The organism is Microbacterium sp. ANT_H45B (genome assembly GCF_008369345.1).
Classification (GTDB): Bacteria; Actinomycetota; Actinomycetes; order Actinomycetales; family Microbacteriaceae; genus Microbacterium.
The window spans coordinates 738,348-763,392 of record NZ_VOBK01000001.1 but is presented as its reverse complement, the minus strand read 5'-3'; the positions used below and the strand labels follow the sequence as shown (position 1 = coordinate 763,392).

22 protein-coding genes are annotated in these 25,045 nt (G+C 70.7%); 8 read left to right on the top strand and 14 right to left on the bottom strand.

Features of this window, described 5'->3' with window-relative positions; all coding sequences use genetic code 11:
* Positions 1 to 110: 110 nt before the first annotated feature.
* Positions 111 to 965 (bottom strand): alpha/beta fold hydrolase, encoded by an 855-nt coding sequence (locus FQ142_RS03665; protein ID WP_149422253.1) that lies wholly within the window; start codon positions 963 to 965, stop codon positions 111 to 113.
* A 32-nt stretch (positions 966 to 997) separates the two neighbouring features.
* Positions 998 to 1,735: a copper homeostasis protein CutC gene (locus FQ142_RS03660; protein ID WP_149422252.1), complete on the bottom strand. Its 738-nt coding sequence runs from the start codon at positions 1,733 to 1,735 to the stop codon at positions 998 to 1,000.
* A 98-nt stretch (positions 1,736 to 1,833) separates the two neighbouring features.
* Between FQ142_RS03660 and FQ142_RS03655 the strand changes: the two genes are divergently transcribed.
* The 3 genes from FQ142_RS03655 (at position 1,834) to FQ142_RS17390 (ending at position 4,122) form a co-directional block, all read left to right on the top strand.
* Entirely contained in the window at positions 1,834 to 2,274 is a 441-nt protein-coding gene (locus FQ142_RS03655) for a MarR family transcriptional regulator (RefSeq protein WP_149422251.1), read from the top strand.
* 5 nt (positions 2,275 to 2,279) lie between these two features.
* Complete coding sequence (locus tag FQ142_RS03650) at positions 2,280 to 3,623, top strand: MFS transporter (protein WP_149422250.1); 1,344 nt, start codon at positions 2,280 to 2,282, stop codon at positions 3,621 to 3,623.
* A gap of 70 nt (positions 3,624 to 3,693) precedes the next feature.
* Positions 3,694 to 4,122: a hypothetical protein gene (locus tag FQ142_RS17390; RefSeq protein WP_188042333.1), complete on the top strand. Its 429-nt coding sequence runs from the start codon at positions 3,694 to 3,696 to the stop codon at positions 4,120 to 4,122.
* A gap of 99 nt (positions 4,123 to 4,221) precedes the next feature.
* On the opposite strand, the gene rocD is transcribed toward FQ142_RS17390, so the two are convergent.
* The 5 genes from rocD to FQ142_RS03615 all read right to left on the bottom strand — a co-directional run bounded on the left by rocD (position 4,222) and on the right by FQ142_RS03615 (position 11,948).
* Complete coding sequence (gene rocD, locus FQ142_RS03640; RefSeq protein WP_149422249.1) at positions 4,222 to 5,421, bottom strand: ornithine--oxo-acid transaminase; 1,200 nt, start codon at positions 5,419 to 5,421, stop codon at positions 4,222 to 4,224.
* Between the two features lies 1 nt (position 5,422).
* Positions 5,423 to 6,328, bottom strand: a complete 906-nt coding sequence (gene ddaH, locus FQ142_RS03635; RefSeq protein WP_149422248.1) for a dimethylargininase — start codon at positions 6,326 to 6,328, stop codon at positions 5,423 to 5,425.
* A 391-nt stretch (positions 6,329 to 6,719) separates the two neighbouring features.
* Complete coding sequence (locus tag FQ142_RS03625; protein WP_149422247.1) at positions 6,720 to 10,424, bottom strand: proline dehydrogenase family protein; 3,705 nt, start codon at positions 10,422 to 10,424, stop codon at positions 6,720 to 6,722.
* A 134-nt stretch (positions 10,425 to 10,558) separates the two neighbouring features.
* Positions 10,559 to 11,383, bottom strand: coding sequence for an SDR family NAD(P)-dependent oxidoreductase (locus FQ142_RS03620; protein ID WP_149422246.1), 825 nt, complete (start codon positions 11,381 to 11,383; stop codon positions 10,559 to 10,561).
* Between the two features lie 4 nt (positions 11,384 to 11,387).
* Complete coding sequence (locus tag FQ142_RS03615) at positions 11,388 to 11,948, bottom strand: acyl-CoA thioesterase (protein WP_149422245.1); 561 nt, start codon at positions 11,946 to 11,948, stop codon at positions 11,388 to 11,390.
* Between the two features lie 130 nt (positions 11,949 to 12,078).
* Between FQ142_RS03615 and FQ142_RS03610 the strand changes: the two genes are divergently transcribed.
* Positions 12,079 to 12,585 (top strand): GNAT family N-acetyltransferase, encoded by a 507-nt coding sequence (locus FQ142_RS03610; RefSeq protein ID WP_149422244.1) that lies wholly within the window; start codon positions 12,079 to 12,081, stop codon positions 12,583 to 12,585.
* Positions 12,586 to 12,697: 112 nt separating this feature from the next.
* On the opposite strand, the gene FQ142_RS17645 is transcribed toward FQ142_RS03610, so the two are convergent.
* From FQ142_RS17645 to FQ142_RS03590, 3 genes are all read right to left on the bottom strand, one after another.
* The gene (locus tag FQ142_RS17645; RefSeq protein ID WP_262492043.1) at positions 12,698 to 13,756 is read right to left on the bottom strand and encodes a cytochrome b/b6 domain-containing protein; all 1,059 of its coding nucleotides are present in this window, start codon (positions 13,754 to 13,756) and stop codon (positions 12,698 to 12,700) included.
* Between the two features lie 758 nt (positions 13,757 to 14,514).
* A complete protein-coding gene (locus FQ142_RS03595; protein WP_149422242.1) occupies positions 14,515 to 15,486 on the bottom strand; it encodes an electron transfer flavoprotein subunit alpha/FixB family protein in 972 nt (323 codons plus the stop codon).
* A 1-nt stretch (position 15,487) separates the two neighbouring features.
* Positions 15,488 to 16,264 carry an electron transfer flavoprotein subunit beta/FixA family protein gene (locus FQ142_RS03590; RefSeq protein ID WP_149422241.1) on the bottom strand — a complete coding sequence of 259 codons (777 nt, stop codon included), beginning with the start codon at positions 16,262 to 16,264 and terminating at the stop codon, positions 15,488 to 15,490.
* A 131-nt stretch (positions 16,265 to 16,395) separates the two neighbouring features.
* On the opposite strand from FQ142_RS03590, the gene FQ142_RS03585 reads away from it, so the two are divergent.
* The 3 genes from FQ142_RS03585 to FQ142_RS03575 are packed head-to-tail and all read left to right on the top strand — an operon-like array spanning position 16,396 to position 17,844.
* On the top strand, positions 16,396 to 16,932 hold the full coding sequence (locus FQ142_RS03585) for a MarR family winged helix-turn-helix transcriptional regulator (protein WP_149422240.1): 537 nt from the start codon (positions 16,396 to 16,398) through the stop codon (positions 16,930 to 16,932).
* Position 16,933: 1 nt separating this feature from the next.
* On the top strand, positions 16,934 to 17,404 hold the full coding sequence (locus FQ142_RS03580) for an SRPBCC family protein (protein WP_188042289.1): 471 nt from the start codon (positions 16,934 to 16,936) through the stop codon (positions 17,402 to 17,404).
* Positions 17,401 to 17,844: a YdeI/OmpD-associated family protein gene (locus tag FQ142_RS03575; protein WP_149422238.1), complete on the top strand. Its 444-nt coding sequence runs from the start codon at positions 17,401 to 17,403 to the stop codon at positions 17,842 to 17,844. The genes FQ142_RS03580 and FQ142_RS03575 overlap by 4 nt, the downstream gene beginning before the upstream one ends.
* A 118-nt stretch (positions 17,845 to 17,962) precedes the next feature.
* Here FQ142_RS03575 and FQ142_RS03570 read toward each other — a convergent pair whose 3' ends face one another.
* From FQ142_RS03570 to FQ142_RS03555, 4 genes are all read right to left on the bottom strand, one after another.
* Entirely contained in the window at positions 17,963 to 18,739 is a 777-nt protein-coding gene (locus FQ142_RS03570; protein WP_149422237.1) for an enoyl-CoA hydratase-related protein, read from the bottom strand.
* Between the two features lie 306 nt (positions 18,740 to 19,045).
* Positions 19,046 to 19,945, bottom strand: a complete 900-nt coding sequence (gene mmsB, locus FQ142_RS03565; RefSeq protein ID WP_149422236.1) for a 3-hydroxyisobutyrate dehydrogenase — start codon at positions 19,943 to 19,945, stop codon at positions 19,046 to 19,048.
* The gene (locus FQ142_RS03560) at positions 19,942 to 21,123 is read right to left on the bottom strand and encodes an acyl-CoA dehydrogenase family protein (RefSeq protein ID WP_149422235.1); all 1,182 of its coding nucleotides are present in this window, start codon (positions 21,121 to 21,123) and stop codon (positions 19,942 to 19,944) included. The genes mmsB and FQ142_RS03560 overlap by 4 nt, the downstream gene beginning before the upstream one ends.
* Before the next feature lie 29 nt (positions 21,124 to 21,152).
* Positions 21,153 to 22,655, bottom strand: coding sequence for a CoA-acylating methylmalonate-semialdehyde dehydrogenase (locus FQ142_RS03555; protein WP_149422234.1), 1,503 nt, complete (start codon positions 22,653 to 22,655; stop codon positions 21,153 to 21,155).
* A 178-nt stretch (positions 22,656 to 22,833) separates the two neighbouring features.
* On the opposite strand from FQ142_RS03555, the gene FQ142_RS03550 reads away from it, so the two are divergent.
* Positions 22,834 to 24,873 (top strand): beta-galactosidase, encoded by a 2,040-nt coding sequence (locus FQ142_RS03550; RefSeq protein ID WP_149422233.1) that lies wholly within the window; start codon positions 22,834 to 22,836, stop codon positions 24,871 to 24,873.
* Positions 24,874 to 25,045: the final 172 nt, after the last annotated feature.

Here is a 25,045-nt window from a genome sequence, read left to right as displayed (position 1 = left end):
ACGTCATGCGCATTCACCCGCTGTCACACGGGGTCATCGGGCGTCATGCGAGGACCCACAGGTGCTCAGCGAGAGAGGATGCGGGTCTCAGCGGGAGGAGATGCGGGTGCTCAGCGGGCGGGGATGCGGGCGTCGAGCCACGACAGGATGTCGGCGCGGACCTCGTCCTGCTGCAGCTCCTGGAAGATCTCGTGGCGCGCATCGGGGTAGACGAGCGTGGTGATGTCGGTGAGGCCCGAGCGCGTGCGGTACTCGTCAGCCAGCTTGTGCACGCTCCGAGGACCGCCGACCGGATCGTCGCGGCCGACCAGCAGCAGCAACGGGATGTCGTGGTCGAGGTCCTTGCGCGGGCGGCCGTACATCTTGGCGGCCTCGATCGGCCCGAACAGCTTCAGCAGCGGCTCGCCGGTGGTGAGCGGATCCTCGTCGAACTCTTTCCACACCGCGGGATCGCGGCTCAGCCACTCGAACCCGGTCGCGTCGTCGCCCGCCCACCGCGCATTCAGCGGCGCGGCATTGAGCGAGCCGGGGGTGCGCAGAGCCGATCCCGAGAGGATCACCGCATCCCAGGCCTCGGGGTGGTCGTTCACGAGCATCTGTGCGAGGAACGACCCCCACGAGTGCCCCAGCAGCACGAGGGGGAGGTCGGGGTGCTCGGCGGTGATGATGCCGGTGAGCTGCCAGATCGCCGCCTCCGCCGCGCGCAGACCGCCCTTGCCGAGTCGGCCGAGCTTCTCGGGTCCGCCGTGCTGGCGGATGCCGGTGCGACCGTGCCCGCGATGATCGTCGGCGTAGACGATGAATCCGGCGTCGGTGAGTGCAGCGATCAGCCGCCCGTACCGACCCGCATGCTCGCCCACCCCGTGCAGCAGCTGCACCACTCCTCGGGCATCACCTGCCGCCGGGTGCACGTCGTAGACGATGGCGATGCCGTCGGCATCCGTGAATTCTCGGGTATCCGTCACGCCCCCACACTACTGAGCGCGAGCGGCAGCCGTCAGTCGGCGAGGGCGGCGAGCACGCTCTGGGCGATCGCGAGATCGGTGACGTCGTACCCTCCGACGCCCTCGGCGGCCGCCCCCATCCGCACCCCGCCGGCCTCGTGCACCGTGCGCTTGGCGGAGAAGTGCAGCGCATCGACGCCGGCGGCGGCGAGATCGACGGCGTTGGCAGCCCCCACTCCGCTGCCTGCCATGACCTCGATCCCGCCTGCGGCCTCGACGACGAGGGCACGCAGGGTCTCGATGCCGTCGATCGCGGCGGATGCCCCGCCCGAGGTCAGCACGCGGCGCAGTCCGAGTCCCCGGGCGGCGACGAGAGTGGCGACCGGATCGGGGGTGACGTCGATCGCACGGTGCAGGGTCACCGACGCCCCGCCGGCCGCATCGCGCAGACGTGCCATGGCGTCGAGGTCGAGGTGCCCGTCGGCAGCGAGGGCTCCGATCACGACCCCGTCGGCTCCGGCGTCGACGGCCCGGCGGACGTCGCGCTCGGACAGCGCGATCTCGTCGCCGTCGTAGCGGAAGCCGCCCGCTCGGGGCCGGATGAGCACGTGCACCTCGAGTCCGTCTGCGCGGGCCGTCTCCACGGCCAGCTCGACGGTGGCGATCGAGGGCGTCAGCCCGCCGAGCGGCAGCGCCTGAGCGAGCTCCACTCGCGCGGCGCCCACGGCTCGGGCGATGCGGACGCCGGCGGGATCCTGGACGGCGATCTCGATCGCGGGGGTTCGGGTCACCCGACCATTGTGCCCGAGCCGGACTCGCGACCTGGCAGCGTGCGGATCTCCAGCATGGCGGCCCTGTGCAGACTCGGATTAGATAGACTGTCTAAGTAATGTCTGCCTCCGATGAATTGCTCCAGCTCACCGCGACCGACCTGCGCATGGCCACCTTCCGCCTGGCCCGACGCCTCCGTTGCGCCCGCGCGGTCGACGAGATGAGCGACGCGCAGCTCGCCGTGCTCGCCACGCTGCGCCTGCACGGGCGCCGCACGATCTCCGCTCTCGCGGAGCGGGAGCGGGTCACCGCGCCGTCCATGACGAGCATGATCAACGGCCTCGAGATGCAGGGATATGTCGCGCGCACGCCCGACAGCGACGACCGCCGCCGCGTGCAGGTCGACATCACCGACGCCGGCACAGAGATCGTCGCGCAGACCGTTCGGCGCCGCGACGAGCTGCTCGCCGAGATGCTCGCCGAGCTGGACTTCACGCCCGACGAGCTCTCGACCCTCCGCGAGGCGAGCGAACTGATGCGCCGGGTGGTCGAGCGATGAGCGCGATGTTCCGTTCGTTCTCGAACATCAACTACCGCATCTGGTTCGCCGGCGCACTCGTCTCCAATGTCGGCGGATGGATGCAGGCGACCGCCCAGGACTGGGTGGTGCTCACCGAGCTCACCGACAATGACGCCGCCGCCATGGGTGTCACGATGGCCCTGCAGTTCGGTCCTCCGCTCGTGCTCGTGAGCCTGACCGGCTGGGTCGCCGACCGGTTCGAGCGGCGACGGATCCTGCTCGCGACCCAGTCCGCTCTGCTGCTGCTCGCGATCGCGGTGGGCGTGCTGCTGCTGAACGACGTCATGACCCTCCCGATGATGTTCGGCTTCGCCGCGGCGTTCGGTGTCGTGAACGCCTTCGACGCGCCCGCGCGCCAGGCCTTCGTGTCCGACATGGTCTCGGCCGGCGACACCTCGAACGCGGTCGCCCTCAACTCGGCATCCTTCAACCTCGCCCGCATGATCGGGCCCGCCGTCGGCGGTCTGCTGATCGTGGCGATCGGATCCGGCTGGGTGTTCATCGCGAACGCGGTGACGTTCCTGGCGATGCTCGTCGCCCTGCTCCTGCTGCGCACCTCCCAGCTCGCGCCCCGCCCGAAGAACCGCCGCCCCGGCGGCCTCGCCGAGGGCTTCCGCTACGTCTGGGGCCGCAGCGACCTGCGCGTCGTGTTCGTGACCGTGTTCCTGATCGGCGCGTTCGGCATGAACTTCCCGATCTTCGCCTCGACGATGGCGCTCGAGTTCGGCGCGGGGGCCGACGGCTACGGCGTGCTGAGCTCGGTGCTCGCGATCGGCTCGCTCGCCGGCGCGCTGCTCTCGGCCCGCCGCGATCGGGCCCGCGTGCGGGTCGTGATCCTGGCTGCCGGCGGCTTCGGCATCGCCGCCTTCGTGTCGTCCGCGATGCCGACGTATCTCACCTACGCGATCACCCTGACCTTCACCGGATTCATGATCGTCACCCTGTTGACGACCGCGAACGGCTACGTGCAGATGACGACCGCCCCGGCACTGCGCGGACGCGTGCTCGCGCTCTACATGGCCGTGATCATGGGCTCGACGCCGGTGGGTGCGCCCATCGCCGGCTGGGTGGCCGACACCTTCGGTCCGCGCAGCGCGATCATGCTGGGCGGCACGGCGGGCTTCATCGCCTGCGCGATCGGCGCCGTCTGGGTCATCACCTCCGGCCGTCTGCACCGGTCGGAGGACAGCCGCTTCCTGATGACGCTCGATGAGACCAGACCGCTGAACGTGGTCGACGAGGCCGACATCCTCGAACGCACCGACCCCGTGCAGTTCACGGACGGGGTCGCGGCGACCTCGCCGATCCGCCTCCCGAAGAAGTACTGACGGACCTCCCGCGGCGACGCCGTTTGTCAATCCCCTGCACGGAGCCTCTGGACGGACGTAGCGTCGGCCCATGGACCAGAACACAGGACGCACCCCTCACGCCGAAGAGCCCGCCGAGGGCTCGACCGAGCAGAACCCCGCGCACAACACCGCGCCCGACGGCCAGCCCTCGTCCGAGCGCGACGAGCTCGACGGCAACGCCCAGGGCTCGGCGCAGGGCGGCGCCATCCAGGGCGACAGCTCGCACGGCGAATCTCCCCGCGGCGCGATCCAGGGCGAGGCCGAGGACGGCGACCCCCAGGGCTCGGCGCAGGGCGGCGCCATCCAGGGCGACAGCTCGCACGGCGAGTCGCCGCACGGCGCGATCCAGGGCGATGCGAGCCCCGACCGCGGTGCCGCTCTCGGCGGTGACGAGAACACCGAGGACCAGCTCACGGCGGACACCGACGTCGAGCGCGACACCCTGCGCACTCTCGATCCGGACGACGCCCCGGCCTGACGCAGGAGAACCGTCGGTGCGGCCCGCGGGAACGCGGACCGCACCGCTGAAGACGAGGGCTGGGACTAAGCCCCGAGGGCGAGGACGAGGCGCGGAGGACTAGGCCCCGAGCACCAGCTTGAGCTGCTCGACGGCCCAGTCGAGCTCCGTCGCGCGGATCACGATCGGCGGGGCGATGCGGATGGTCTGGCCGTGCGTGTCCTTCACCAGGACGCCGCGGTCGAGGAGCCGCTCGGCGATCTGCCGCCCTGTCCCCTTGGCGGGGTCGATGTCGACTCCGGCCCAGAGTCCCGCGATGCGCACCTCGGCCACACCATGACCGACGAGCGGCTCGAGAGCGGTGCCGAGGTGCGCGCCGAGGGCACGGGCGCGCTCCTGGAACTCCCCCGATTCGAGCATCTCGACGACCCGCAGGCCCACGGCCGCCGCGAGCGGGTTGCCCCCGAACGTCGACCCGTGCTCCCCCGGGCGGATCACGCCGAGCACGTCGGCATCGCCGACGACGGCCGACACCGGAAGGATCCCACCGCCCAGCGCCTTGCCCAGCAGGTACAGATCGGGCACGACGCCTTCGCGGTCGCACGCGAACGTCTCGCCCACGCGCCCGAGACCGGACTGGATCTCGTCGGCGATGAACAGCACGTTCTTCTCGTCGCAGATCTCACGGATGCGGCGCAGGTAGCCCTCGGGCGGGATCACCACGCCGCCCTCGCCCTGAATGGGCTCGATGAGCACGGCGGCGGTGTCGTCGGTGATCGCGGCGGCGACGGCATCCGCATCTCCGTACGCCACAGTGTCGAACCCCGGCGTGTACGGGCCGAAGTCCGCGCGGGCCTCCTCATCGTCGCTGAAGCTGACGATGGTGGTCGTGCGACCGTGGAAGTTGCCGGCCGCGACGATGACGCGCGCGCGGCCCTCGGCGATGCCCTTGACCCGGTAGCCCCAGGCCCTGGCGACCTTGATGCCGGTCTCGACGGCCTCGGCGCCGGTGTTCATCGGCAGGACCATCTCTTTGCCGGCCAGCGCCGCGAGCGCGGCGGCGAACGGTTCGAGACGGTCGCTCCGGAAGGCGCGGCTGGTCAGCGCGACCCGCCCGAGCTGCTCGGTCAGCGCCGCCACGAGGGCGGGATGCCGGTGCCCGAAGTTCACCGCCGAATACGCGGCGAGCAGGTCGAGGTAGCGCTTGCCCTCGACATCCGTCACCCAGGCACCCTCACCGCGCGCGATCGTGACCGGCAGCGGGTGGTAGTTGTGGGCGACGTGCGGCTCGGCCTGCTGTGCGGGCTCGGACGTCGTCATGTCACTCACCGGTTCCTGAGCGCCGAGACGACGAGCGCAGCTCGAGGGTGCAGCACTTGATACCCCCGCCGCCGAGCAGCAGCTCCGACAGGTCGACCATGATCGGGTTGTAGCCGCGTTCGCGCAGCTGCTTCTCGAATCCGACCGCGCGCGGCGAGATGACCACGTTGTAGCCGTCGCTCGCCGAGTTCAGGCCGAACACCGACCCGTCCTCGTCCGACACGAGGATCGCCTCGGGGAACCGCTCCTCGAGGATCGCGCGGCTGGCGTCGTCGAAGGCTCCGGGGAGGTAGGCGATGTTGGCACGTTCCGGGCCGCCGTTCTCGGCGCCCTGCACGGGGTCGAGTACCGCGATGGCGGTGTCGAGGTGGTAGAAGCGGGGGTCGACGAGGGTGAGCGAGACGACCTCGCGGCCGAACACCTCGCCGACCTCGCGGTGGCTGTCGCCGGTGGAGCGGAACCCGGTGCCCGCGAGGATCACGTCGCCGACGAGCAGGAAGTCGCCCTCGCCCTCGTTGACCTCCTCGGGGATGACGGTGTCGTAGCCGGCCTCGCGGAACCAGTCTGCGAATGCGGGCGCCTCACCCTGCCGCTCGACGAAGCGGAACTTCGGGACGTAGGCGCGGCCGTCGATCACGAAGCCGCCGTTCGCGGTGTAGACCATGTCGGGGTAGTCGGCGAGGGGCTCGATCAGCTCGACCTCATGCCCCAGCTCGAGGTACAGATCATGCAGCTTCTGCCACTGGGCGACCGCGTTGGCGGTGTCGGTCGGACGCGAGGGCTCCATCCACGGGTTGATCGAGTAGTTGACCGTGAAGTGCGACGGCATGCACATCAGGTAGCGACGGTGATGGGCGGTGCGGACCGGCGTGGTCTCGGACGTCGACGTGGTGGTCTCGACAGACATGGGGCTCCTCGAACGGATGCGGCGGACGCTGTCCAGGGGCCCGACGGTCCTTCGACCCGCGCCGCTCGATGAGAGCCGACGCCCGGGGAAGATGCGACTCGGGCACGCCAGGCTCCATTGTGTCATCCGCCCCTGGACGCCGCCAGAGCCGGGGCCCGCGCTCAGCCGGGGTCGAAAGTTCATCGCCGCACGCAGGCGGGGTCAGAAACGCATCCTCAACGCCCGATTCCGGTGCGTTTCTGACCCCGCACAGTTCGCCGGTGCGTTTCTGACCCCGCGGGGAAGGCGCGGAGAGGCGGATGCCGGGGCCGAGGCGGATGCCGGGGCCGAGGCGGATGCCGGGGCCGAGGCGGATGCCGCGGATGACGCGAACGCCGGCGCGACGCAGCGCTCAGATGACCGAGGCGCTCCAGTCGTCGGGGTTGCCGTACCGGTGCGCGGTGATCGCGATCGCCTGCTCGTGCACAAACGGCAGCAGCTCGATGCGACCGGCGGAGGTGACCTCCCCGTCGTACACCGCGAGATCGGGGTCGCCCTCGACCGCCTCCGCCAACGCGCGATGCAACGTCGCGACGGAGGTCCGCGGTCCGACGAGGCGCACGCGGCCGGGCCGGGTGTCGGCGTCGAGCAGTTCCGACGCCGCATCGGAGTCGGCGCCGCGGCCCCGCATCCGCGCGATCCACTCGTCGTCGCTCTCCATGTACACGACCGCGCCGACGTCGCCGAGCGCCCGACGCACCTCGGCCGGCAGCCCGACCGGGGTCGACAGCACGAACGCCGCACCGGCGCGCACGGCGGCGATCACGACGCGCAGGAGCTCCTGCCATCCGGCATCCGCCGTCGCCCGGATCGAGACGGGCACGGGCCGGTAGCGGAACAGGTTGCGCTCCACGCCCAGTCGCGACACGTCGCGCACCTGGCCGAACTCGCGGTCCCAGGCCAGGGCGTCCGACAGCGCCGACCGGCGCAGCCACTCGAACGACTCGTAGTCGAGCGACGGCTGAGCCGACTCGATCAGTTCGGTGATGCGGGAGTCGAGGCCGCGCAGGTGCAGCGTGCTCGACACCGGTCCCGATCCGCTCGAGCGCCAGGATCCGAGGCCGATCAGGTAGTTCGGTCCTCCCGCCTTCGCGCCGGGCCCCACCGACGAGCGCTTCCACCCGCCGAACGGCTGTCGCTGCACGATGGCGCCGGTGATACCGCGATTCACGTAGAGGTTGCCTGCCTGCACCCGGTCGAGCCAGAGCGCGAGCTCCGCGGGATCCTGCGTGTGCAGCCCCGCCGTCAGCCCGTAGGCCACGGCGTTCTGCAGCTCGATCGCCCGCTCCAGCGTCGGCGCGTGCATCACCCCGAGCACCGGCCCGAAGAACTCCTCGAGGTGGAAGCGGGATCCCGGTTGCACACCGACGCGGATGCCGGGACGCCACAGCCGCCCGCTCGGGTCGTCGGCCGACACGGCCGGCTCGATGAGCCACTTCTCCTCCCCCTCGAGCTCGGTCAGAGCCCAGGCGAGCTTGCCCTGGGGACGCTCGATCACCGGCCCCACCTCGGCGAGCGGATCGGAGGGCCAGCCCACGTGCAGCGAGCGCGTGGCATCGGCCAGCTGGCGGGCGAAGCGATGCGAGCGGCCGACCGGCCCGACGAGGATCGCCAGCGACGCGGCCGAGCACTTCTGCCCCGCATGCCCGAACGCGCTGCGCACCAGGTCGGAGACCGCGAGGTCGAGATCGGCCGAGGCGGTGACGATCATCGCGTTCTTGCCGCTCGTTTCGGCGAGCAGCGGCAGGTCGGGACGCCACGAGCGGAACAGCGCGGCGGTCTCCCACGAACCCGTGAGGATGACGCGGTCGACCGCGTCGTGCGTGATCAGCGCGCGGCCGAGGTCGCCCTCCTCGATGTCGACGAGGGCGAGCACGTCACGGGGCACGCCGGCCTCCCACAGCGTCTCGGCGATCACCGCGGCGCACCGGCGCGACTGCGGCGCCGGCTTGAACACCACTCCGGAGCCCGCGGCGAGCGCCGCCAGCACGCCGCCGGCCGGGATCGCGAGGGGGAAGTTCCAGGGCGGGGTCACGACGGTCACCCGCGCGGGCTCGAACGAGGCGCCGGCGACGGCATCCAGCTCCCTGGCCTTGGCCGCGTAGTAGCGTGCGAAGTCGACGGCCTCGCTGACCTCGACGTCCGCCTCGGCGAAGACCTTGCCGGTCTCGGATGCGGCGACCTCGATGAGCTCGCCCCGCCGGCCTTCCAACGCGGCCGCGGCCCGCAGCAGCACCTCGGCCCGCTCGGTGGCCGGGCGCGATCCCCACCGGGCGCCGGCATCGCGCACCTCGGAGATCGTGCGCTCCAGCACCTCGGGGTCGTCGATGCGGGCGGCCTCGACGGTCGCGACCCCGAGCGGGGACTCCGGGATGCGCGCGTGGATGCCGCGCGCCCACTCGCGGTTGGCCGGCAGCGAGGGGTCGCTGTCGGGGGTGTTGGCGAAGCCCGGAGCGCCGCCGGCGCCCTCCTCGAGCTCCCTCGGCGCGTACACCGCGGTCTCCAGGAACGGCCCCGTCGCCTCTGCAGACCCCCGGGAGATGCCGAGCACGGCCTTCGTGAGCCCCTCCTCGGGGGCGGGGGCCACGGGTACAGGCCGCATCGACTCATGCACGGGAGCGAGCCGGTCCTGAGTGCGCCGCGCCCCCTCGCGCAGGGTCGGCGACGTGGAGCGCTCGACGGCGGCGAGGAAGCGGTCGCGCTCCCGGGCGAAGAGCGCCTCCTCGTCGCCGAGGCGGAAGGCGGCGGAGAGGAAGTTGTCGGTCGAGGCGTTCTCCTCGAGCCGCCGGACGAGATAGCTGATCGCGACGTCGAACTCGTCGGGCTTCACGACGGGCACGTACAGCAGCACCTCACCGACCTCGCGCGAGACCGCCTGCACCTGCCCCTGCGCCATGCCCAGGAGCATCTCGAACTCGATCGGAGGCTGCCCCGCCTCGGTCACCGCGGTGAGATCGCGCAGTCCACGCTCTCCGGCGAGCAGCCAGGCGTAGGCGATGCCGAACAGGTTGTGTCCGGCGATGCCCAGGTGCACGGCCCCGATGTGCTCTGGTCGCAGCGCCCAGTCGAGGCAGCGCAGGTAGTTGGCGTCGGTGTCGACCTTGGTGTCGTACGTCGCGGGCGTCCAGCCGTGCATGCGCGCCTCGACGTTCTCCATCGCGAGGTTCGCGCCCTTCACCAGGCGCACCTTGATGGGCGCACCGCCGTGCTCGACCCGCTCGCGCGCCCACGCCGTGAGCTGCTGCAGAGCGGGCAGGGCGTCGGGCAGATACGCCTGCAGCACGATCCCCGCCTCGAGTCCGGCCAGACGCGGATCCTCGAGGATGCGGGTGAACACCGCGATCGTCAGATCGAGATCGCGGTACTCCTCCATGTCGAGGTTGATGAAGGTGCGATCCGTGGCCGCCGTCGCATAGAGCGGGAGCAGCCGCTCCACCACCGCGTCGACGACCTCGTCGAACGCCCACATCGAGATGTGGCTGATGATCGCCGACACCTTGACCGAGACGTAGTCGACGTCGGGTCGACGGATCAGGTCGTGGATGCCGTCGAGCCGGCGCTGCGCCTCGGCCTCGCCCAGCACGGCCTCGCCCAGCAGGTTGAGGTTGAGCCTGGCGCCGGATTCGCGGATCCTCGCGATGGCGGGGCCGAGCTTGGCGGGGCGCGCATCGACGACGAGATGTCCGACCATCTCGCGCAGCACGCGCCGCGCGATGGGGACGACCGGAGTGGGCAGCACCTGCGCGAGCCCGCCGCCGAGCCGTACCGCGGAGCGCAGGTACCAGGGCAGGAACCCCGGCACGATCGGCGCGATCCGGTGCAGCTGCGAGGCCGCCGCGCTCAGGCTCTCCGGACGCATCACCCCGTCGACGAATCCCAGCGTGAACGGGAGCCCGTTCGCATCCTGCAGCACGCCGGCCAGACGCGCGGCGGCGGGGTCCACGTCGGCGGCGGCGGCGTCGACCGCCCAGCGCCGAGCGAGCGCGACCGCGCGGGCCTCGAGAGAGTCGGATGCGGGATCCGTTCCGGATTCCGCCGAGGGCATCGGGTCGGCCATGACCTCAGCCTAGGACGGCGATGCACGCGTACCCGGGAACGACAGCGCGTCGGATCGTTCCCGGGGTGCCGTCCGTGTCGTTTCGAGTGCCGTTCCGGGTGCCGTTCGTGTCGTTCCGGGATGTCGTTCCTGGGTCAGCGGGCAGCGATCATCTCGTCATACCCCTCGCGGAAGGTCGGGTAGTCGAGAGCGCCGAGGAACTCCTGCAGCAGGTGCCCGTCGAGCACGGTGCCGCCTCCCTCCTCGGGATCCGCGTGCGGCGGGGGCGCCACGCCGAGTCTCGCGGCGATGTGCGCGGCGACCTCGCCCAGCAGCACCGGCTCCCGGTCCACCGCGTGGATCAGCGGCGGTGCGGAATCCGCCCGCAGCACCGCCTCGAGCAGCCGCACGAGGTCGGTCTCGTGGATGCGGTTCGTCCGGCGAGTGTGATCCACGGGCGCCTGCTCGAGCACGCGGCGGATGAGGTAGTCGCGGCCGGGGCCGTAGATGCCGGCCGGGCGGACGATCCGCGCGCCGAAGAGCTCGGTCGCCAGCAGCTCCCCCTCGACGAGGTCGCCGCCACGTTCGGTGGACACCTTCGGGGCGTCGCGTTCGGTCAGCGGCGTGCCACCGGGGCGCCCCTCGAACACCCGGGTCGACGAGACGAACACGACCCTGTCGGGCATCGTCGGCAGCGCCCTGGCGAGACCGCGCAGCGCGGGCGGATAGATCGACTCCCCCTCGGTGCTCGGCGGCAGCGTGATCACGACCGAATCGAACGCGGGCAGCGCCTGCGCGAGCGGATGCCGCAGATCGGCCTCGATCGTCGGGAACGGCACGGCACCCGCCTGGCGCCGCATGGCGGTGACCTCCGCGCCCTGCGCGATCAGCCGCTCACCGAGCCGCACGCCGAGCTTGCCGCATCCGACCAGCAGCGTCGCGCCGGGCGCACGCGTTCCGAGACCCCAGGGATCCGTCATGCCGTCAGCTCCACACGCTCGGCGCCGGAGTGCGCACAGGCGGCAGCGCGGAGGCCGCCGCCCAGTCGTGCACCCACGGGTCGATCTCCGGCACGCCCTCCGGTCTGCCGACCGCGGCGAACAGCTCTTCGTTGCTGACCGTGCCGCCGGTGCGGCGCAGCATGCGCGATCGCACGATCACCCGCGCGTAGATCTCTCCGTCGACCACGGCCCTGTGCTCGAGGAACACCGCCTTGTCGTCGTGACCGACGAAACGCGATTCCACGTCGAACCGCTGCCACAGCTGCAGCGACTTGCGGAAGGTCACCGTCTCGCTCGACACGACCGCGTACCAGCCGCGCTCGGTCATCGCGTCGAGCAGCCCCGTGCGGATGAGCAGATCCCAGCGACCGAGATCGAACAGCGACAGGTATCGGCCGTTGTTCATGTGCCGGAGGATGTCGATGTCGGTGGGCAGCGTCGTCAGCCGGATGCGTCCGACGGACGAGACGTCGAGCGTCTTCTCCCGGCGCAGGCGACGACGAGCACGGAGGATGACGAGGAGGGTGCGCCAGATCACGTTCACGAGGATCGATCGTAGCCATCGCGGAAGGGATCACGAACATCGTTGTGCGAATCCTCCACTGGCGGGATCGGCCGCCGCAAGGGTCCCCGCTCGATTTCCGGTTCCCCGGGGCCGCGCGTAGAGTCGCGCTATGAGCGCCGAAGCCCAGCCTGAAGTCATCGTCCGTCCGGTCCGTGATGTGGATGCGGAGGCTCTGGGTCGCGTGCATGCGCAGTGCTGGCACGAGACCTACGACCACCTGATCAGCAAGGCCGCTCTCGAGAAGGTCTCGCCTCGTCGCATGGCCGAGCTGTGGACGCACTGGGCGTCGCAGGGTCCCGAGTTCACGATGCGCGCAGCGCTCGTCGACGGCGAGATCGTCGGCTTCGTCGGCTCCGGCCCCGCCCGCGACAAGGATGCTCCCGCCTTCCGCGAGCTCTACTTCATCTATCTGCTCGACGCGTACCACTCCACCGGCATCGGCCAGAAGCTGTTCGACGCCGCGGTCGAGCAGGACGAGTCGCTGTACCTCTGGGTCGCCGAGGACAACCCCCGCGCCCACCGCTTCTACACGCGCAACGGATTCACGCTCGACGGCGCCAGCCACACCGAGCCGTTCCTGGGCGAGACGCTGACCGAGGTGCGCTTCACCCGCTGAGACCGGCGCCTCGCGAACCCCGCGTTCACGATTCAGCAGCGACGGCCCCCGGATTCCGATCCGGGGGCCGTTCCGCGTCCGCGGACGGTGTCGATGCTGAAGACGGAACGGCTCAGCGACCCGATACGCTGCCGAACAGCTTGGCGATCGGGGCGATCACCAGCGGCCGCGCCGCCACCCAGCCGAGGGCGATGACCACCATCGAGGCGACGAACACCCAGAACCCGGTCCAGCCGACGGCATCCGACGAGGCGTACATGTGGTTCAGGTTGCGCAGGAACCCGGTGAGGAACACGAGCGCGACGTGGCCGATGATGAACACCACGAAGTAGATCATCACCGGGAAGTGCAGGGCGCGGGCCCATTCGATCGGATACGCCTTCGACAGTCGCTCGGCGCGCTTCGGCCACATCCCCGACATCCGGAAGCCGGTGGCCGCGGCCAGCGGGGCGGCGATGAAGACCGTCACGAAGTACGCCAGCTGCTGCAGGCTGTTGTAGTTGACCCAGCCGTGCTCGGTGGGCCAGTCGAACGAGACGTACTGGAGCGCCGCCGACAGCGCGTTCGGCAGCACCTCCCAGCTCGTCGGCACGATGCGCACCCAGTGCCCGGTGACGAAGAGCAGCACCACGAAGACGGCGCCGTTCAGCAGCCACAGGATGTCGAGTGCCTGATGGAACCAGATCGTCAGGCTGACCTTGCCCTTGGGGTTGTTGCGCGGGGTCCAGAACGCGGTCGGCCGCTTCTCGTTGCGGATGCGCAGACCCGATCGGATGATCAGCACGATCAGGAACGCGTTGAAGAAGTGCGCCCAGTTGACCCAGGGCGCGAATCCCGGTTCGACGGCGATGGCCGGGGTGTACTCCCCCGGGAACGCGGCGAGGAAGTCCTGCATGAACGGGAAGCTCAGCAGTGCACGCACGAAGGCGACGGCCGCGGCCGCCAGGATGCCGAGAGCCGCAGCCCCCAGCAGAGCGGCGATCGCCTGGGTCCATGAGGGCCTCCGCCGACCGGACGCCGTCGACGTCGCCGTGATGTGCCGAGGGGCGCTGCCGTTCCAGACCGTTCGCGGCGCCGGCAGCGGCACCGACGGGTCGCCGAGCACGGGCACTCGGGCCGGGGCAGCGACGGCGGGTGCCGACGCGGTGCCCTCCACTTGGGGGGCCGACACGCCACCCGTAGGGCTTCCGCCGGGAATGGGTCCGGATTGCGGCGTGTCGGCCCCCGAAGTGGACGACGCGGGGGTCGGCAGAACCGGCGCCGTCCCTTCCGGTGGCCACGGCGCGCCGCCTGTCACCCGCGGGAGCCCGCGACGGACGGACATCGAGGGCCGCGTCGCCACGCCGTCTGGAACGGGGGCCGACACGCCAGATGACGGATGCTCTCCGACAGACGATCCTGCAGGTGGCGTGTCGGCCCCCGAAGCGGAAGGCCCTGCAGGACTCGAAACGGCAGGACCCGAAACGGCAGGACTCGAATCGGCGGCCCCCGGAGCAGCAGGACCCGGTACGGCACGATCCGAAACGGCAGGACCCGGGGCGACAAGGTCGTGTGCACTCGCGACCGCCGATGCGACCGCGCCCGCCGGCGGCCAGGGCTCGCCACCCGAGACGCGCGGCAGCCCCCGACGAAGTGCCGCAGAGCCCGAGGCCGCCGCGTTGTTCACAACGGGGGCCGACACGCCAGATGAAGGATGCTCGCCGACAGACGATCCTGCGAGTGGCGTGTCGGCCCCCGAAGTGGAAGACACGGCAGGGTCCGACACGGCAGGGCCCGACACGGCAGGGCCCGACACGGCGGGGCCCGACAGGGCAGGGTCCGGCACGGCAGGGTCCGGCACAGCAGCATGCGCCGCGATGTCGCCGGGGGGCCAGGGCTCGCCGCCGCGCACGCGGGGCAGCCCGCGCCTCAGCATCCGCGTCGCCATGACTACTTGTTCCGCGCCTCGAGTGCGGCGATCACCTTCGGGACGACGGTGAACAGATCGCCGACGATGCCGAAGTCCGCGACGTCGAAGATCGGCGCCTCCGCGTCCTTATTGATCGCCACGATGTTCTTCGCGGTCTGCATGCCCGCCCGGTGCTGGATCGCGCCGGAGATGCCGAGCGCGACGTACAGCTGCGGCGACACCGAGACACCGGTCTGGCCGACCTGATGCGACTGGGGGATGTAGCCGGCGTCGACCGCGGCGCGGGACGCGCCGACGGCGGCCCCCAGAGCATCCGCCAGCTCCTCGACCAGCACGAACTTCTCCTTCGAGGCGAGTCCGCGTCCACCCGAGACCACGCGCGTCGCGCCGCGGAGCTCGGGCCGAGACGACGTCGCCTCGACGGCCTCGACCGCGCCGACCGTCGCGCTCGGCGCACCGGACGCCTCGACGTTCAGCGCCTCGACGGTCGGCGAGGACACAGCATCGGCGCGGGCCTCGACCGCGCCCTGGCGCACCGTGATCACCGGCGCACCGAACGTGGGCGCCGAGTCGGTGAGGTACGCCCCGCCGTACACGGAATGGTGGGCGAGCACCCCCTCGTCGTCGCGGGAGACGCCGACCGCGTCGACCGAGAGCGCGAGCCGCGCGCGCACGGCGAAACGTCCGGCGACGTCGCGCCCGGCGATCGAGTTCGAGATCAGCACGGCGTCGGGATGCACCTGGGCGACGGCCGCCTGCAGCGCATCGACGACCGGCACCGTGAGGACGGTCGCGTCGGCATCGGCGGTGAGCACGATCGAGGCGCCGAGGGCGGCGACCTTCGACGCCGCCTCCGCGGATCCACCGACCACGAGGGCGACGGGTGCTCCGACGGTCGAGGCGGCGCCGATCAGGGCCGCCGTGCTGCTGGCGGGGTCGCCGGCCGGGTCGAGATCGACCACGACGAGAATGGGGTTCTCGGGATACGACATGTCACACCAGCCTGTTCTGCACGAGGTACTCGACGAGCTTGTCGGCGGCGTCGCCCTCGTCGACGATCTTGACGCCGGCGGCGCGAGGGGGCTTCTCGGCCACCGCGGTCATGATCGTTCGCGGTGCCGCGGCGGGATCCGCCGAGACCCCGAGGTCGTCGAGGGTGAGCACCTCGAGCGGCTTCTTCTTGGCCGCCATGATGCCCTTGAAATTCGGGAAGCGCGCATCGGGCAGCGCCTCGGTGATCGAGATCACGGCCGGCAGCGATGCGGAGATCGACTGGCCGCCGGCATCCGCCCCTCGCATGCCCGAGACCGCGTCGGCCGTGATCTCGACGCTCGTGAGCGCCGTCGCCTGCGACCAGCCGAGATGCTCGGCGAGCATCGCCGCCATCACGCCGCCCGATCCGTCGGTCGAGAGGTTGCCGGTGATCACGAGGTCGGGCTCGGCGCGGCGGATCGCGGCTGCCAGCGTCTCGGCGGTGAGGCCGAGATCGGCGCCCGCGAGCTGCTCGTCGGCGATGTGCACGGCCGACCCTGCGCCGATCGCGAGCGCCCGTCGCACCGACGCCGTCGACCCGGCCGGAGCCATCGCGAGCGCGACCACCTCGGTGCCCTCGTTCTTGTCGGCATGACTCAGCGCGACCTCGAGCGCGCGCTCGGTGATCTCATCGAGCACCAGGTCACCGGCACCGCGGTCGGCGAGGCCGGTCTCGAGATCCAGCTTGCGATCGCCATAGGTGTCAGGCACCTCTTTGACCAGGACGAAGATCTTCATCGATTGCTCCTCACGACTGCCTTGATTCTAGCCCCTTGATACTGAGTCCCAGCCGCTGAGCAACTGAGGTCCACGCGATGCGCACCGCCCCGCATCCCCGGAGCAGCGAGCGGATGCCCTACCGTAGAACCGTGGTCCGACCCCGCCCTCTGCCCGTCGATCCGCTCGCCGAGGCGAAGCGGCAGTGGCTCGCGCACGGCTGGTCCGATGCCGCCGAGGGTATGACCGTCGTCACCTCGGTCATGCGGGCTCAGCAGCTGCTGCTCGCGCGAGTGGATGCGGCGCTGAAGCCTTTCGCACTCAGCTTCGCCCGGTACGAGATGCTGCGGCTGCTGGCCTTCAGCCGGTCGGGCCGTCTGCCCCTGTCGAGCGTCGTCGCCCGACTGCAGGTGCACGCGACGACCGTCACGAGCACCGCGGAACGGCTGGTGCGCGACGCACTCATCGTGCGCGAACCGCACCCGCACGACGGTCGCGCCGCGCTGCTCGCCCTCACCCCGTCGGGTCGCGAGCTCGTCGACCGCGCGACGCACGCCCTCAACGCCGAGGTCTTCGCCGACCCCGGTATGACCAGCGCGGATGCCGCCGAGCTCGTCGCGATCGTCGCGCGGATGCGCAAGGCCGCGGGCGACTTCACCGACCCCAAGCCCCAACCCGATCCGCTCTGACGTGGCCGAGTTCGTGCTCGAGAAGGTCATCGCCGCGCCGAGGCAGACGGTGTTCGCGCTCGCGCTCGACCCCGGACTGCACCTGCGATCGATGGCCCGATACGGCGAGACGATGCTCGAGGCGCCCGACGGCGGCGTGTTCACGGAGGGATCGACCGTGACCTGGCGGGCGCGGCATTTCGGCATCCCGTTCCGGCTGCGGACGATGGTGTACGACGTCGACGCCCCGAGCGGGTTCCGCGATCGGCAGCTCTCCGGTCCCTTCGGGGCGTTCCTGCACGTGCACGCGTTCGAGGAGCATCCCACCGGGACGTTGCTGCGCGACACCGTGATCTTCCACTCGCCTCTCGGTCCGATCGGGCGCCTCGTCGACCGCGTGTTCCTGCGCGAGTACATGCGGAGGCTGATCGAGGAGCGCAACGACCACCTGGCCTCCGAGGCCGAGGAGCGCGGGCGTACACTGCCCGCATGAGTGAACTGCGGCTGCACACCACCCTCGAAGGGCGCGGCCCCGCCGCCGCGATCATCCTCACCGACGAGCAGGGCGCCGAGCTCGGCGCCGGAAAGGCGTTCCCCGTCGTCGTCACGATCGGCGGCCACTCCGGTCGGCTGCGCCTCGCCCGCATGGGTGGGCAGAACATGATCGGCTTCAGCAAGGCCGTGCGCACCGAGTTCGGGGTCGAGATCGGCCAGGACGTCGATGCGGTCATCCGCGTGGATTCCGCCGAACGCGAGGTCGAGATCCCGCCCGCCCTCGCGGCGGCGCTCGACACGGATGCCGCGCTGCGCACCGCCTTCGACGCGCTGTCGTACTCGGCGCGCAAAGAGCACGCGCGCTCGGTCGCCGAGGCGAAGCAGGACGCGACCCGGGAGCGCCGCGTCGAGAAGATCGTCGACGCGCTCCGCGGCTGAGGTCTCGGGCGTGCGCCGTTCACGATTCAGCATGAGCGGGTGCTCCGAGTGCCGGATCGGTGTCGAGGTAGGCATTCCGCGGCTTCTGTGCTGAATCGTGAACCCCGCCCGAGCGCGCTCAGCGGTTCCGGAAGTCCGGCGCACGCTTCTCCCGGAAGGCGGACATGCCCTCCTTCTGGTCTTCGGTGTCGAACAGCGCGGCGAACGCGCTCTTCTCGTGAGCGAGCCCCTCGGCGAGAGTCGTCTCCATCGCGGCGTCGAGCGCGGCCTTAGCGGCGAACACCGACGGCAGAGACTTCGACGCGATCGTCTGGGCGAGCGTGGTGGCTTCATCCTGCAGGTCGGATGCCGGCACGACGCGCGACACGAGCCCTGCGCGCTCGGCCTCCTCGGCGCCCATGAAGCGACCGGACAGCACGAGCTCGGCGGCCTTGTAATACCCGACCGCGCGGATCAGTCGCTGCGTGCCGCCCATGCCCGGGATCACACCGAGGTTGATCTCCGGCTGGCCGAACTTCGCCGTGTCGGCGGCGAGGATGATGTCGCACATCATCGCGAGCTCGCATCCTCCCCCGAGGGCGAAGCCCGAGACGGCGGCGATCACGGGCGTGCGCACGGCGGCGAAGTCACGCCAGACCCCGAAGTGGTCGGTCTCGAGCATCCCGGCGGCGGACATGCCCTCCATCTCCTTGATGTCGGCCCCGGCGGCGAACGCCTTCTCGGATCCTGTGACGACGATCGCGCCGACGCCGTCGTCGAGATCGAAGGCGACGGCGGCAGCGGTGACCTCTTCGGCGAGCCGGCTGTTCAGTGCGTTCAGAGCCTCGGGTCGGTCGAGGGTGATCCACCCGACTCGTCCGCGCTGCTCGACCAGGATCGTCTCGTACTCGGTCATCGTGAAGCCCTCTCCGTCGTGGTCATCTCAGTATGTCGCGGGGTGATCGTCGCGTTTCGTCTCGGGCGCTTCGCGGCCTCGCTCAACGGGCGGGTCTGGGGCGCTTCGCGGCCTCGCTCAACGGGCGGGTCTGGGGCGCTCCGCGGCCTCGCTCGCCGACCGGGGAGACCTCCGCCCGTTGAGCCGGCCGGGCAGACCTCCGCCCGTTGAGCCGGCCGCGCAGACCTCCGCCCGTTGAGCCGGCCGCGCAGACCTCCGCCCGTTGAGCGAGCGCAGCGAGACGAAACGCGCATGCCGGCTCACGAGTCACACGGCGCCGTCGCGGATGTCGGTGATGATGCCCGAGAAGTCGTGCGTCGCCCCCTCGCCCGCGGCGAATGCCGCATACAGCTGCTGCGCCAGCCGCCCCATGCGGGCATCGGTCCCGGTCTGATCGATCGCCTGCAGCGCGAGTCCCAGATCCTTCGCCATCAATGCTCCGGCGAAGCCCGGCCGGTAGTCGCGATTGGCCGGGCTCGCCGGCACCGGCCCCGGCACCGGGCAGTTCGTCGTGATCGACCAGCACTGGCCGGATGCCTGCGAGACGACGTCGAACAGCGCCTGATGCTCGAGCCCGAGCCGCTCTCCCAGCACGAACGCCTCGGCGACGGCGATCTGCGACACCGCGAGCACCATGTTGTTGCAGACCTTCGCGGCCTGACCGAGCCCGGGTCCGCCGCAGTGCACGATGCGCTTTCCCATGACCTCGAGCAGCGGCATCGCCGCGGCGACGTCCTCGTCGGAGCCGCCGACCATGAACGCCAGGGTCCCGTTCTCGGCCCCGACGACGCCACCCGAGACGGGAGCATCGATGTTGCGGTGCCCCGCGGCGAGCGCGAGGGCGTGCGCGGCGCGGGCCTCGTCGACCGCGATCGTCGACGACTCGATGAACAGGGTGTCGGGACGCGCGGCGGCCAGCAGCTCCGTGCGGTACGCGTCGATCACATGGCGGCCGGCGGGGAACATCGTGATGACGACATCGGCGTCGGCGACGGCATCCGCCCCGCTCGCCGCGATCGGGATGCCGGCGGCCTCGGCCGCCTCGATCGCCGCCGGCACGAGATCGAAGCCGTGCACCTCATGGCCTGCCGCGACCAGGTTCTTCGCCATCGGCAGACCCATATGGCCGAGGCCGAGGAACGCGACCCGGCTCGACGACGCGGTCATGAGGCGCTCCGCATCGACACGGAACCTGCGGGCCTCAACATCTCGCGGCCGACGATCAGACGCATGATCTCGTTGGTGCCCTCGAGGATCTGGTGCACCCGCAGATCGCGCACGGCCCTCTCGATGCCGTAGTCCTGCAGGTAGCCGTAGCCGCCATGCAACTGCAGTGCGCGGTTCGCGACGTCGAAGCCGGCATCCGTCGCGAAGCGCTTGGCCATGGCGCACCGCATCGTGGCGTCGGGCGCCTGCTCGTCGACCGCTCGCGCCCCGTCGCGGACCATCAGGCGCGCAGCCTGCAGGTCGGTGCGCATGTCGGCGATCGCGAAGAGGATCGACTGCTTCTCGGCCAGGGGCTCGCCGAACGCGACCCGCTCGTGCACGTACTGCACGGCCCGGTCGAGCGCCCACTGGGCTCCGCCGAGCGAACAGGCGGCGATGTTGAGCCGGCCGCCGTTGAGCGCCGACATCGCGATCGCGAAGCCGCGGCCCTCGTCGCCCAGCACTCCGGATGCAGGGATGCGGACGCCGTCGAGGATGACCTGACGGGTCGGCTGGGCGTGCCAGCCCATCTTCTTCTCGGGAGCGCCGAAGCTCAGTCCCTCGGCGTCGCCCGGGACGAGGAAGGCGCTGATTCCGCGTGCTCCCGGCTCGCCGGTGCGGGCCATCACCACGTAGACGGCGGCTTCGCCGGCTCCCGAGATGAACTGCTTGACGCCGGTGAGCACGAAGTCGTCGCCGTCGCGGACCGCGCTCGTGGCGATGTTCGCGGCATCCGACCCCGCGCCCGGCTCGGTGAGGCAGTAGCCGCCGAACTCCTGCATCGCCGTGAGCGTCGGCAGCCACTCGCCGCGCTGCGCGTCGTCGCCGTAGGTGTCGATCATCCAGACCACCATGTTGTGGATCGAGATGTACGCGGCGACCGCGGGATCGCCCTTGGCGAGCTCTTCGAAGATCGCGACCGTGTCGGAGCGGCTGAGGCCCGTGCCCCCGAAGTCCTCGCGCACGTAGATGCCGCCGAGTCCGAGCTCGCCGGCCTTGCCCAGCGACTCGCGGGGGAAGATGTGCTTCTCGTCGCGCTCGGCGGCGAAGGGGGCGAGCTCGGTGTCGGCGAACTCCCGGACGGCGTCGAGGATAGCCTCGCGCTCTTCGGCGGTGGTGGTGACGGTGGTCATTGTCATCGTGGTTCCTTGCGGGAGGTGTCGCGGGATCAGTGCATGGTGGGGATCACGAAGCTGGCGCCGTCGCGGATCCCCGCCGACGGCCAGCGACTCGTGACCGTCTTGGTCTTCGTGTAGAAGCGGAACGCGTCGGCGCCGTGCTGGTTCAGGTCGCCGAATCCGCTGCGCTTCCATCCGCCGAACGTGTAATACGCGATCGGCACGGGGATCGGCACGTTGACGCCGACCATGCCGACCTCGACACGGGCGGCGAAGTCGCGCGCGGCGTCGCCGTCGCGGGTGAAGATCGCGACGCCGTTGCCGTACTCGTGCTCCGAGGCCATGCGCAGCGCCTCCTCGTAGTCGGCGGCACGGGCGATCACGAGCACCGGACCGAAGATCTCCTCGCGGTAGATCGCCATGTCGGTCGTGACGTGATCGAAGAGGGTCGGCCCGAGGTAGAAACCCTCTTCGTGGCCCTCGACCGTGAAGCCGCGCCCGTCGGCGAGCAGGGTGGCCCCCTCATCGACACCCTGCTGGATATACCCGACGACCCGCTCGACCGCAGCGCGTGTGACGAGGGGCCCGTAGTCGACGTCGGGCGCGAGAGAGGGCCCGATCCGCAGCTGCGCCACCCGCTCGGCGAGCTTCGCGGCGAGAGCATCCGCCGTCTCCTGCCCCACCGGGACCGCGACCGAGATCGCCATGCAACGCTCGCCCGCCGACCCGTACCCCGAGCCGATCAGTGCGTCGACGGCCTGGTCGAGGTCGGCGTCGGGCATCACGATCATGTGGTTCTTCGCGCCGCCGAAGCACTGCGCGCGCTTGCCGTGGGCGGCGGCCGTCGAGTAGATGTACTCGGCGATCGGCGTCGAGCCGACGAATCCGACGGCGCGGATGCGGTCGTCGGTGAGCAGGGTGTCGACGGCCTCCTTGTCGCCGTGCACGACGTTGAGGACGCCCGCGGGCAGGCCCGCTTCGAGGAACAGCTCGGCGAGGCGCACCGGCACCGAGGGGTCGCGCTCGCTGGGCTTGAGCACGACGGCGTTGCCGGCGGCGAGGGCGGGGCCCGCCTTCCACAGCGGGATCATGGCGGGGAAGTTGAACGGGGTGATCGCCGCGACGACTCCCAGCGGCTGGCGCATGGAGTAGACGTCGATGCCGGCGCCGGCACCGGTGGAGTACTCGCCCTTGAGCAGATGCGGGGCACCGGCGGAGAACTCGATGACCTCGAGTCCGCGCTGGATGTCTCCCTTCGCGTCGTCGACCGTCTTGCCGTGCTCGCTCGCGAGCAGCTCGGCCAGCGACTGCATCTCGCGCTGCGCCAGGTCGAGGAACCGCAGCAGCACCCTCGCGCGCTTCTGGGGGTTGGTCGCCGCCCACGCGACCTGCGCGGCCTCGGCGTCGGCGATCACGTCGCGGACCTCGTCGGCGGACGCGAGGGGAACGCGCGCCTGCACGGATCCGGTACTCGGGTCGAACACATCGGCGAAACGACCTCCCTCGGGGGTGAGGTGCGATCCGCCTACGAAATGGGGAATGGTGCGAGTCATTGTGCGATGTCCCTTCGCGCCGTCGTTGGCACTATGACGATGATAGTTCGGCCTCCGGATATTTACTAGGGTATCCATCTATTTTTCGTCCGGCGTCCCCGCGCTCCCTGGGGTGCGCTTGGAAAGCGCTTCCCGATAGGCTGGATGCGCGAGCAACGACCACCTACCCGGGAGATCCATGCACTACGGCGCCGACTACAACCCCGAGCAGTGGCCACGAGAGGTGTGGCCCGAGGACATCAGACTCATGCGCGAAGCGGGCGTCACCCTCGTGAGTCTGGGGATCTTCGCCTGGTCGCGCATCCAGCCGGCCGAGGGCGAGTTCGACTGGGACTGGCTCGACGAGATCATCGGACTGCTGCACGAGGGCGGCATCGAGGTCGACCTCGCCACGGCGACCGCATCCCCTCCCCCCTGGGCCTCGGCGGCCTACCCGGAGATGCTGCCGCAGGATGCCGACGGCTCGACCTTCTGGCCGGGCAGCCGGCAGGCCTTCGCCCCGTCGTCGCCGATCTACCGCCGCCTCGCCGCCGAGCTCGTCACCGCCCTCGCCGAGCGCTACGCGCAGCATCCGGGCGTCACGCTCTGGCATGTGAACAACGAGTACGGATGCCACCTGCACTACGACTACTCCGACGCGGCGCGTGACCACTTCCGCACGTGGCTGCGCCGCAAGTACGAGACCATCGACGCGCTGAACCACGCCTGGGGAACCGACTTCTGGTCGCAGCGCTACACCGCGTTCGACGAGATCGTGCCGCCACGCAAAGCGCCGTACAGCATCAACCCGACCAGCGTGCTCGACTTCAAGCGCTTCACCTCCGACACCCTCCTCGAGCTGTACGTGATGGAGCGCGACATCATCCGCGCGGCCGGCGCCACGCAGCCGATCACCACCAACTTCATGGGCGCGTTCCCCCCGGCCGACTACTGGAAGTGGGCGGCGGAGGTCGACGTGATCTGCGACGACAACTACCCCGACCCCAACGACCCCGAATCGTTCCGGGGCGCGGCGTTCGCCCGCGAGCTGATGCGCGGGCTGAAGCCAGGGGTGCCGTGGCTGCTCACCGAGCAGTCCACGAACGCCCTGAACTGGCGCCCGACGAACGCGCCGAAGGCGCCCGGGCAGATGGCCGCCATCAGCGCCCAGGCCGTGGGCCGCGGCGCCGACGCCATCATGTTCTTCCAGTGGCGGCAGTCCCGCCGCGGCAGCGAGAAGTTCCACTCCGCGATGCTGCCCCAGGCCGGACGCGAGACCCGGACCTGGCGGGAGGTCACGGCTCTCGGCGCCCAGCTCGCGCAGCTCCCTGATCTGCCCGACGTCACCTCGGGAGCGAAGATCGCCCTCGTCTTCGACTGGGAGAACTGGTGGGCGATCGATGGCCGGGACCACCCGATCGTGCTCGACTACCTCACGCTGTCCCACCGGTGGCACGCGGCACTCCACCGCCAGAACCTCTCGGTCGACATCGTGAACACGACGTCCGATCTGAGCGCCTACTCGCTCGTCGTCGCGCCGCAGCAGTACCTGCTCGGCGACGAGGGGGCCGCGAACCTCTCGAGCTACGTCGAACAGGGCGGCCACCTGTTCGTCTCGGCGTTCAGCGACGTCGTCGACCAGGACGATGCGTTCCGCGACGGCGGGTTCCTCGTGAGCCTGCGCGATGTGCTCGGCGTCGCGCTCGAGGACTTCGGGGCGCTCGTGCCGCCCGCGTCGGTGCGCGGTGCGGACTCGGCAGGAGAGGTCGCCAGCCACGCATCCGTCGGCGGCCCCGGACAGTCCGAGGCGCCGCTCGACAGCCCTGCCGGACGCATCGTCGGGCAGTACTTCGCCGAGGAGCTGCTGGTGCAGGATGCCGAGGTGCTCGGCCGCTTCACCGAGGGCCGCACCACCGGGCGCGCCGCACTCACCCGCCACACGTCCGGGACGGGCCGCGGGTACTACCTCGCGACCATCCCCGACGACGACGGCATGGCGGCCGTGCTCGGCTGGCTCGCGGCGGAGGCGGGCGTCACCCCCGAGATCGAGGGACTGCCGGAGCACGTGGAGGTCGCCCGCCGCGGCAGCATCCTCACCGTCATCAACCACAGCAGCCGGCCGTACGCCGTGGACGTCGAGGGCGTCGATCTGCTCAGCGGATCGACCGAACCGCGCCGCGAGCTCGACGCCTTCGGATGGGCGTTCATCGACACAGGCGCCGTCGGCGGCGCGCGGTGAGACCTCTGACGGCTCGCGTTCCCCGGCCGTTCACCCCGTGGACACGTCGCCCGACTACAACTGCACATGCGCGGACACAGACTCAGACCGGATCGGGTAGTCACGTCATCCGCGCGACACGGTGAGCATCTGCTCCCGTCGCGGTGATCACACCGCGAAAGACCCCCGCCGA

What these genes read in the sequence shown, in the direction of transcription:
- FQ142_RS03625 (WP_149422247.1), bottom strand. Translation starts at nt 10,424, where the DNA reads ATGGCCGACCCGATGCCCTCGGCGGAATCCGGAACGGATCCCGCATCC.
- rocD (WP_149422249.1), bottom strand. Translation starts at nt 5,421, where the DNA reads ATGACGACGTCCGAGCCCGCACAGCAGGCCGAGCCGCACGTCGCCCAC.
- mmsB (WP_149422236.1), bottom strand. Translation starts at nt 19,945, where the DNA reads ATGACCGCGTCGTCGAGCCGGGTCGCGTTCCTCGGCCTCGGCCATATG.
- FQ142_RS03650 (WP_149422250.1), top strand. Translation starts at nt 2,280, where the DNA reads ATGTTCCGTTCGTTCTCGAACATCAACTACCGCATCTGGTTCGCCGGC.
- FQ142_RS03620 (WP_149422246.1), bottom strand. Translation starts at nt 11,383, where the DNA reads ATGACGGATCCCTGGGGTCTCGGAACGCGTGCGCCCGGCGCGACGCTG.
- FQ142_RS17390 (WP_188042333.1), top strand. Translation starts at nt 3,694, where the DNA reads ATGGACCAGAACACAGGACGCACCCCTCACGCCGAAGAGCCCGCCGAG.
- FQ142_RS03550 (WP_149422233.1), top strand. Translation starts at nt 22,834, where the DNA reads ATGCACTACGGCGCCGACTACAACCCCGAGCAGTGGCCACGAGAGGTG.
- ddaH (WP_149422248.1), bottom strand. Translation starts at nt 6,328, where the DNA reads ATGTCTGTCGAGACCACCACGTCGACGTCCGAGACCACGCCGGTCCGC.
- FQ142_RS03560 (WP_149422235.1), bottom strand. Translation starts at nt 21,123, where the DNA reads ATGACAATGACCACCGTCACCACCACCGCCGAAGAGCGCGAGGCTATC.
- FQ142_RS03575 (WP_149422238.1), top strand. Translation starts at nt 17,401, where the DNA reads ATGAGTGAACTGCGGCTGCACACCACCCTCGAAGGGCGCGGCCCCGCC.
- FQ142_RS03655 (WP_149422251.1), top strand. Translation starts at nt 1,834, where the DNA reads ATGTCTGCCTCCGATGAATTGCTCCAGCTCACCGCGACCGACCTGCGC.
- FQ142_RS03590 (WP_149422241.1), bottom strand. Translation starts at nt 16,264, where the DNA reads ATGAAGATCTTCGTCCTGGTCAAAGAGGTGCCTGACACCTATGGCGAT.
- FQ142_RS03610 (WP_149422244.1), top strand. Translation starts at nt 12,079, where the DNA reads ATGAGCGCCGAAGCCCAGCCTGAAGTCATCGTCCGTCCGGTCCGTGAT.
- FQ142_RS03595 (WP_149422242.1), bottom strand. Translation starts at nt 15,486, where the DNA reads ATGTCGTATCCCGAGAACCCCATTCTCGTCGTGGTCGATCTCGACCCG.
- FQ142_RS03555 (WP_149422234.1), bottom strand. Translation starts at nt 22,655, where the DNA reads ATGACTCGCACCATTCCCCATTTCGTAGGCGGATCGCACCTCACCCCC.
- FQ142_RS03570 (WP_149422237.1), bottom strand. Translation starts at nt 18,739, where the DNA reads ATGACCGAGTACGAGACGATCCTGGTCGAGCAGCGCGGACGAGTCGGG.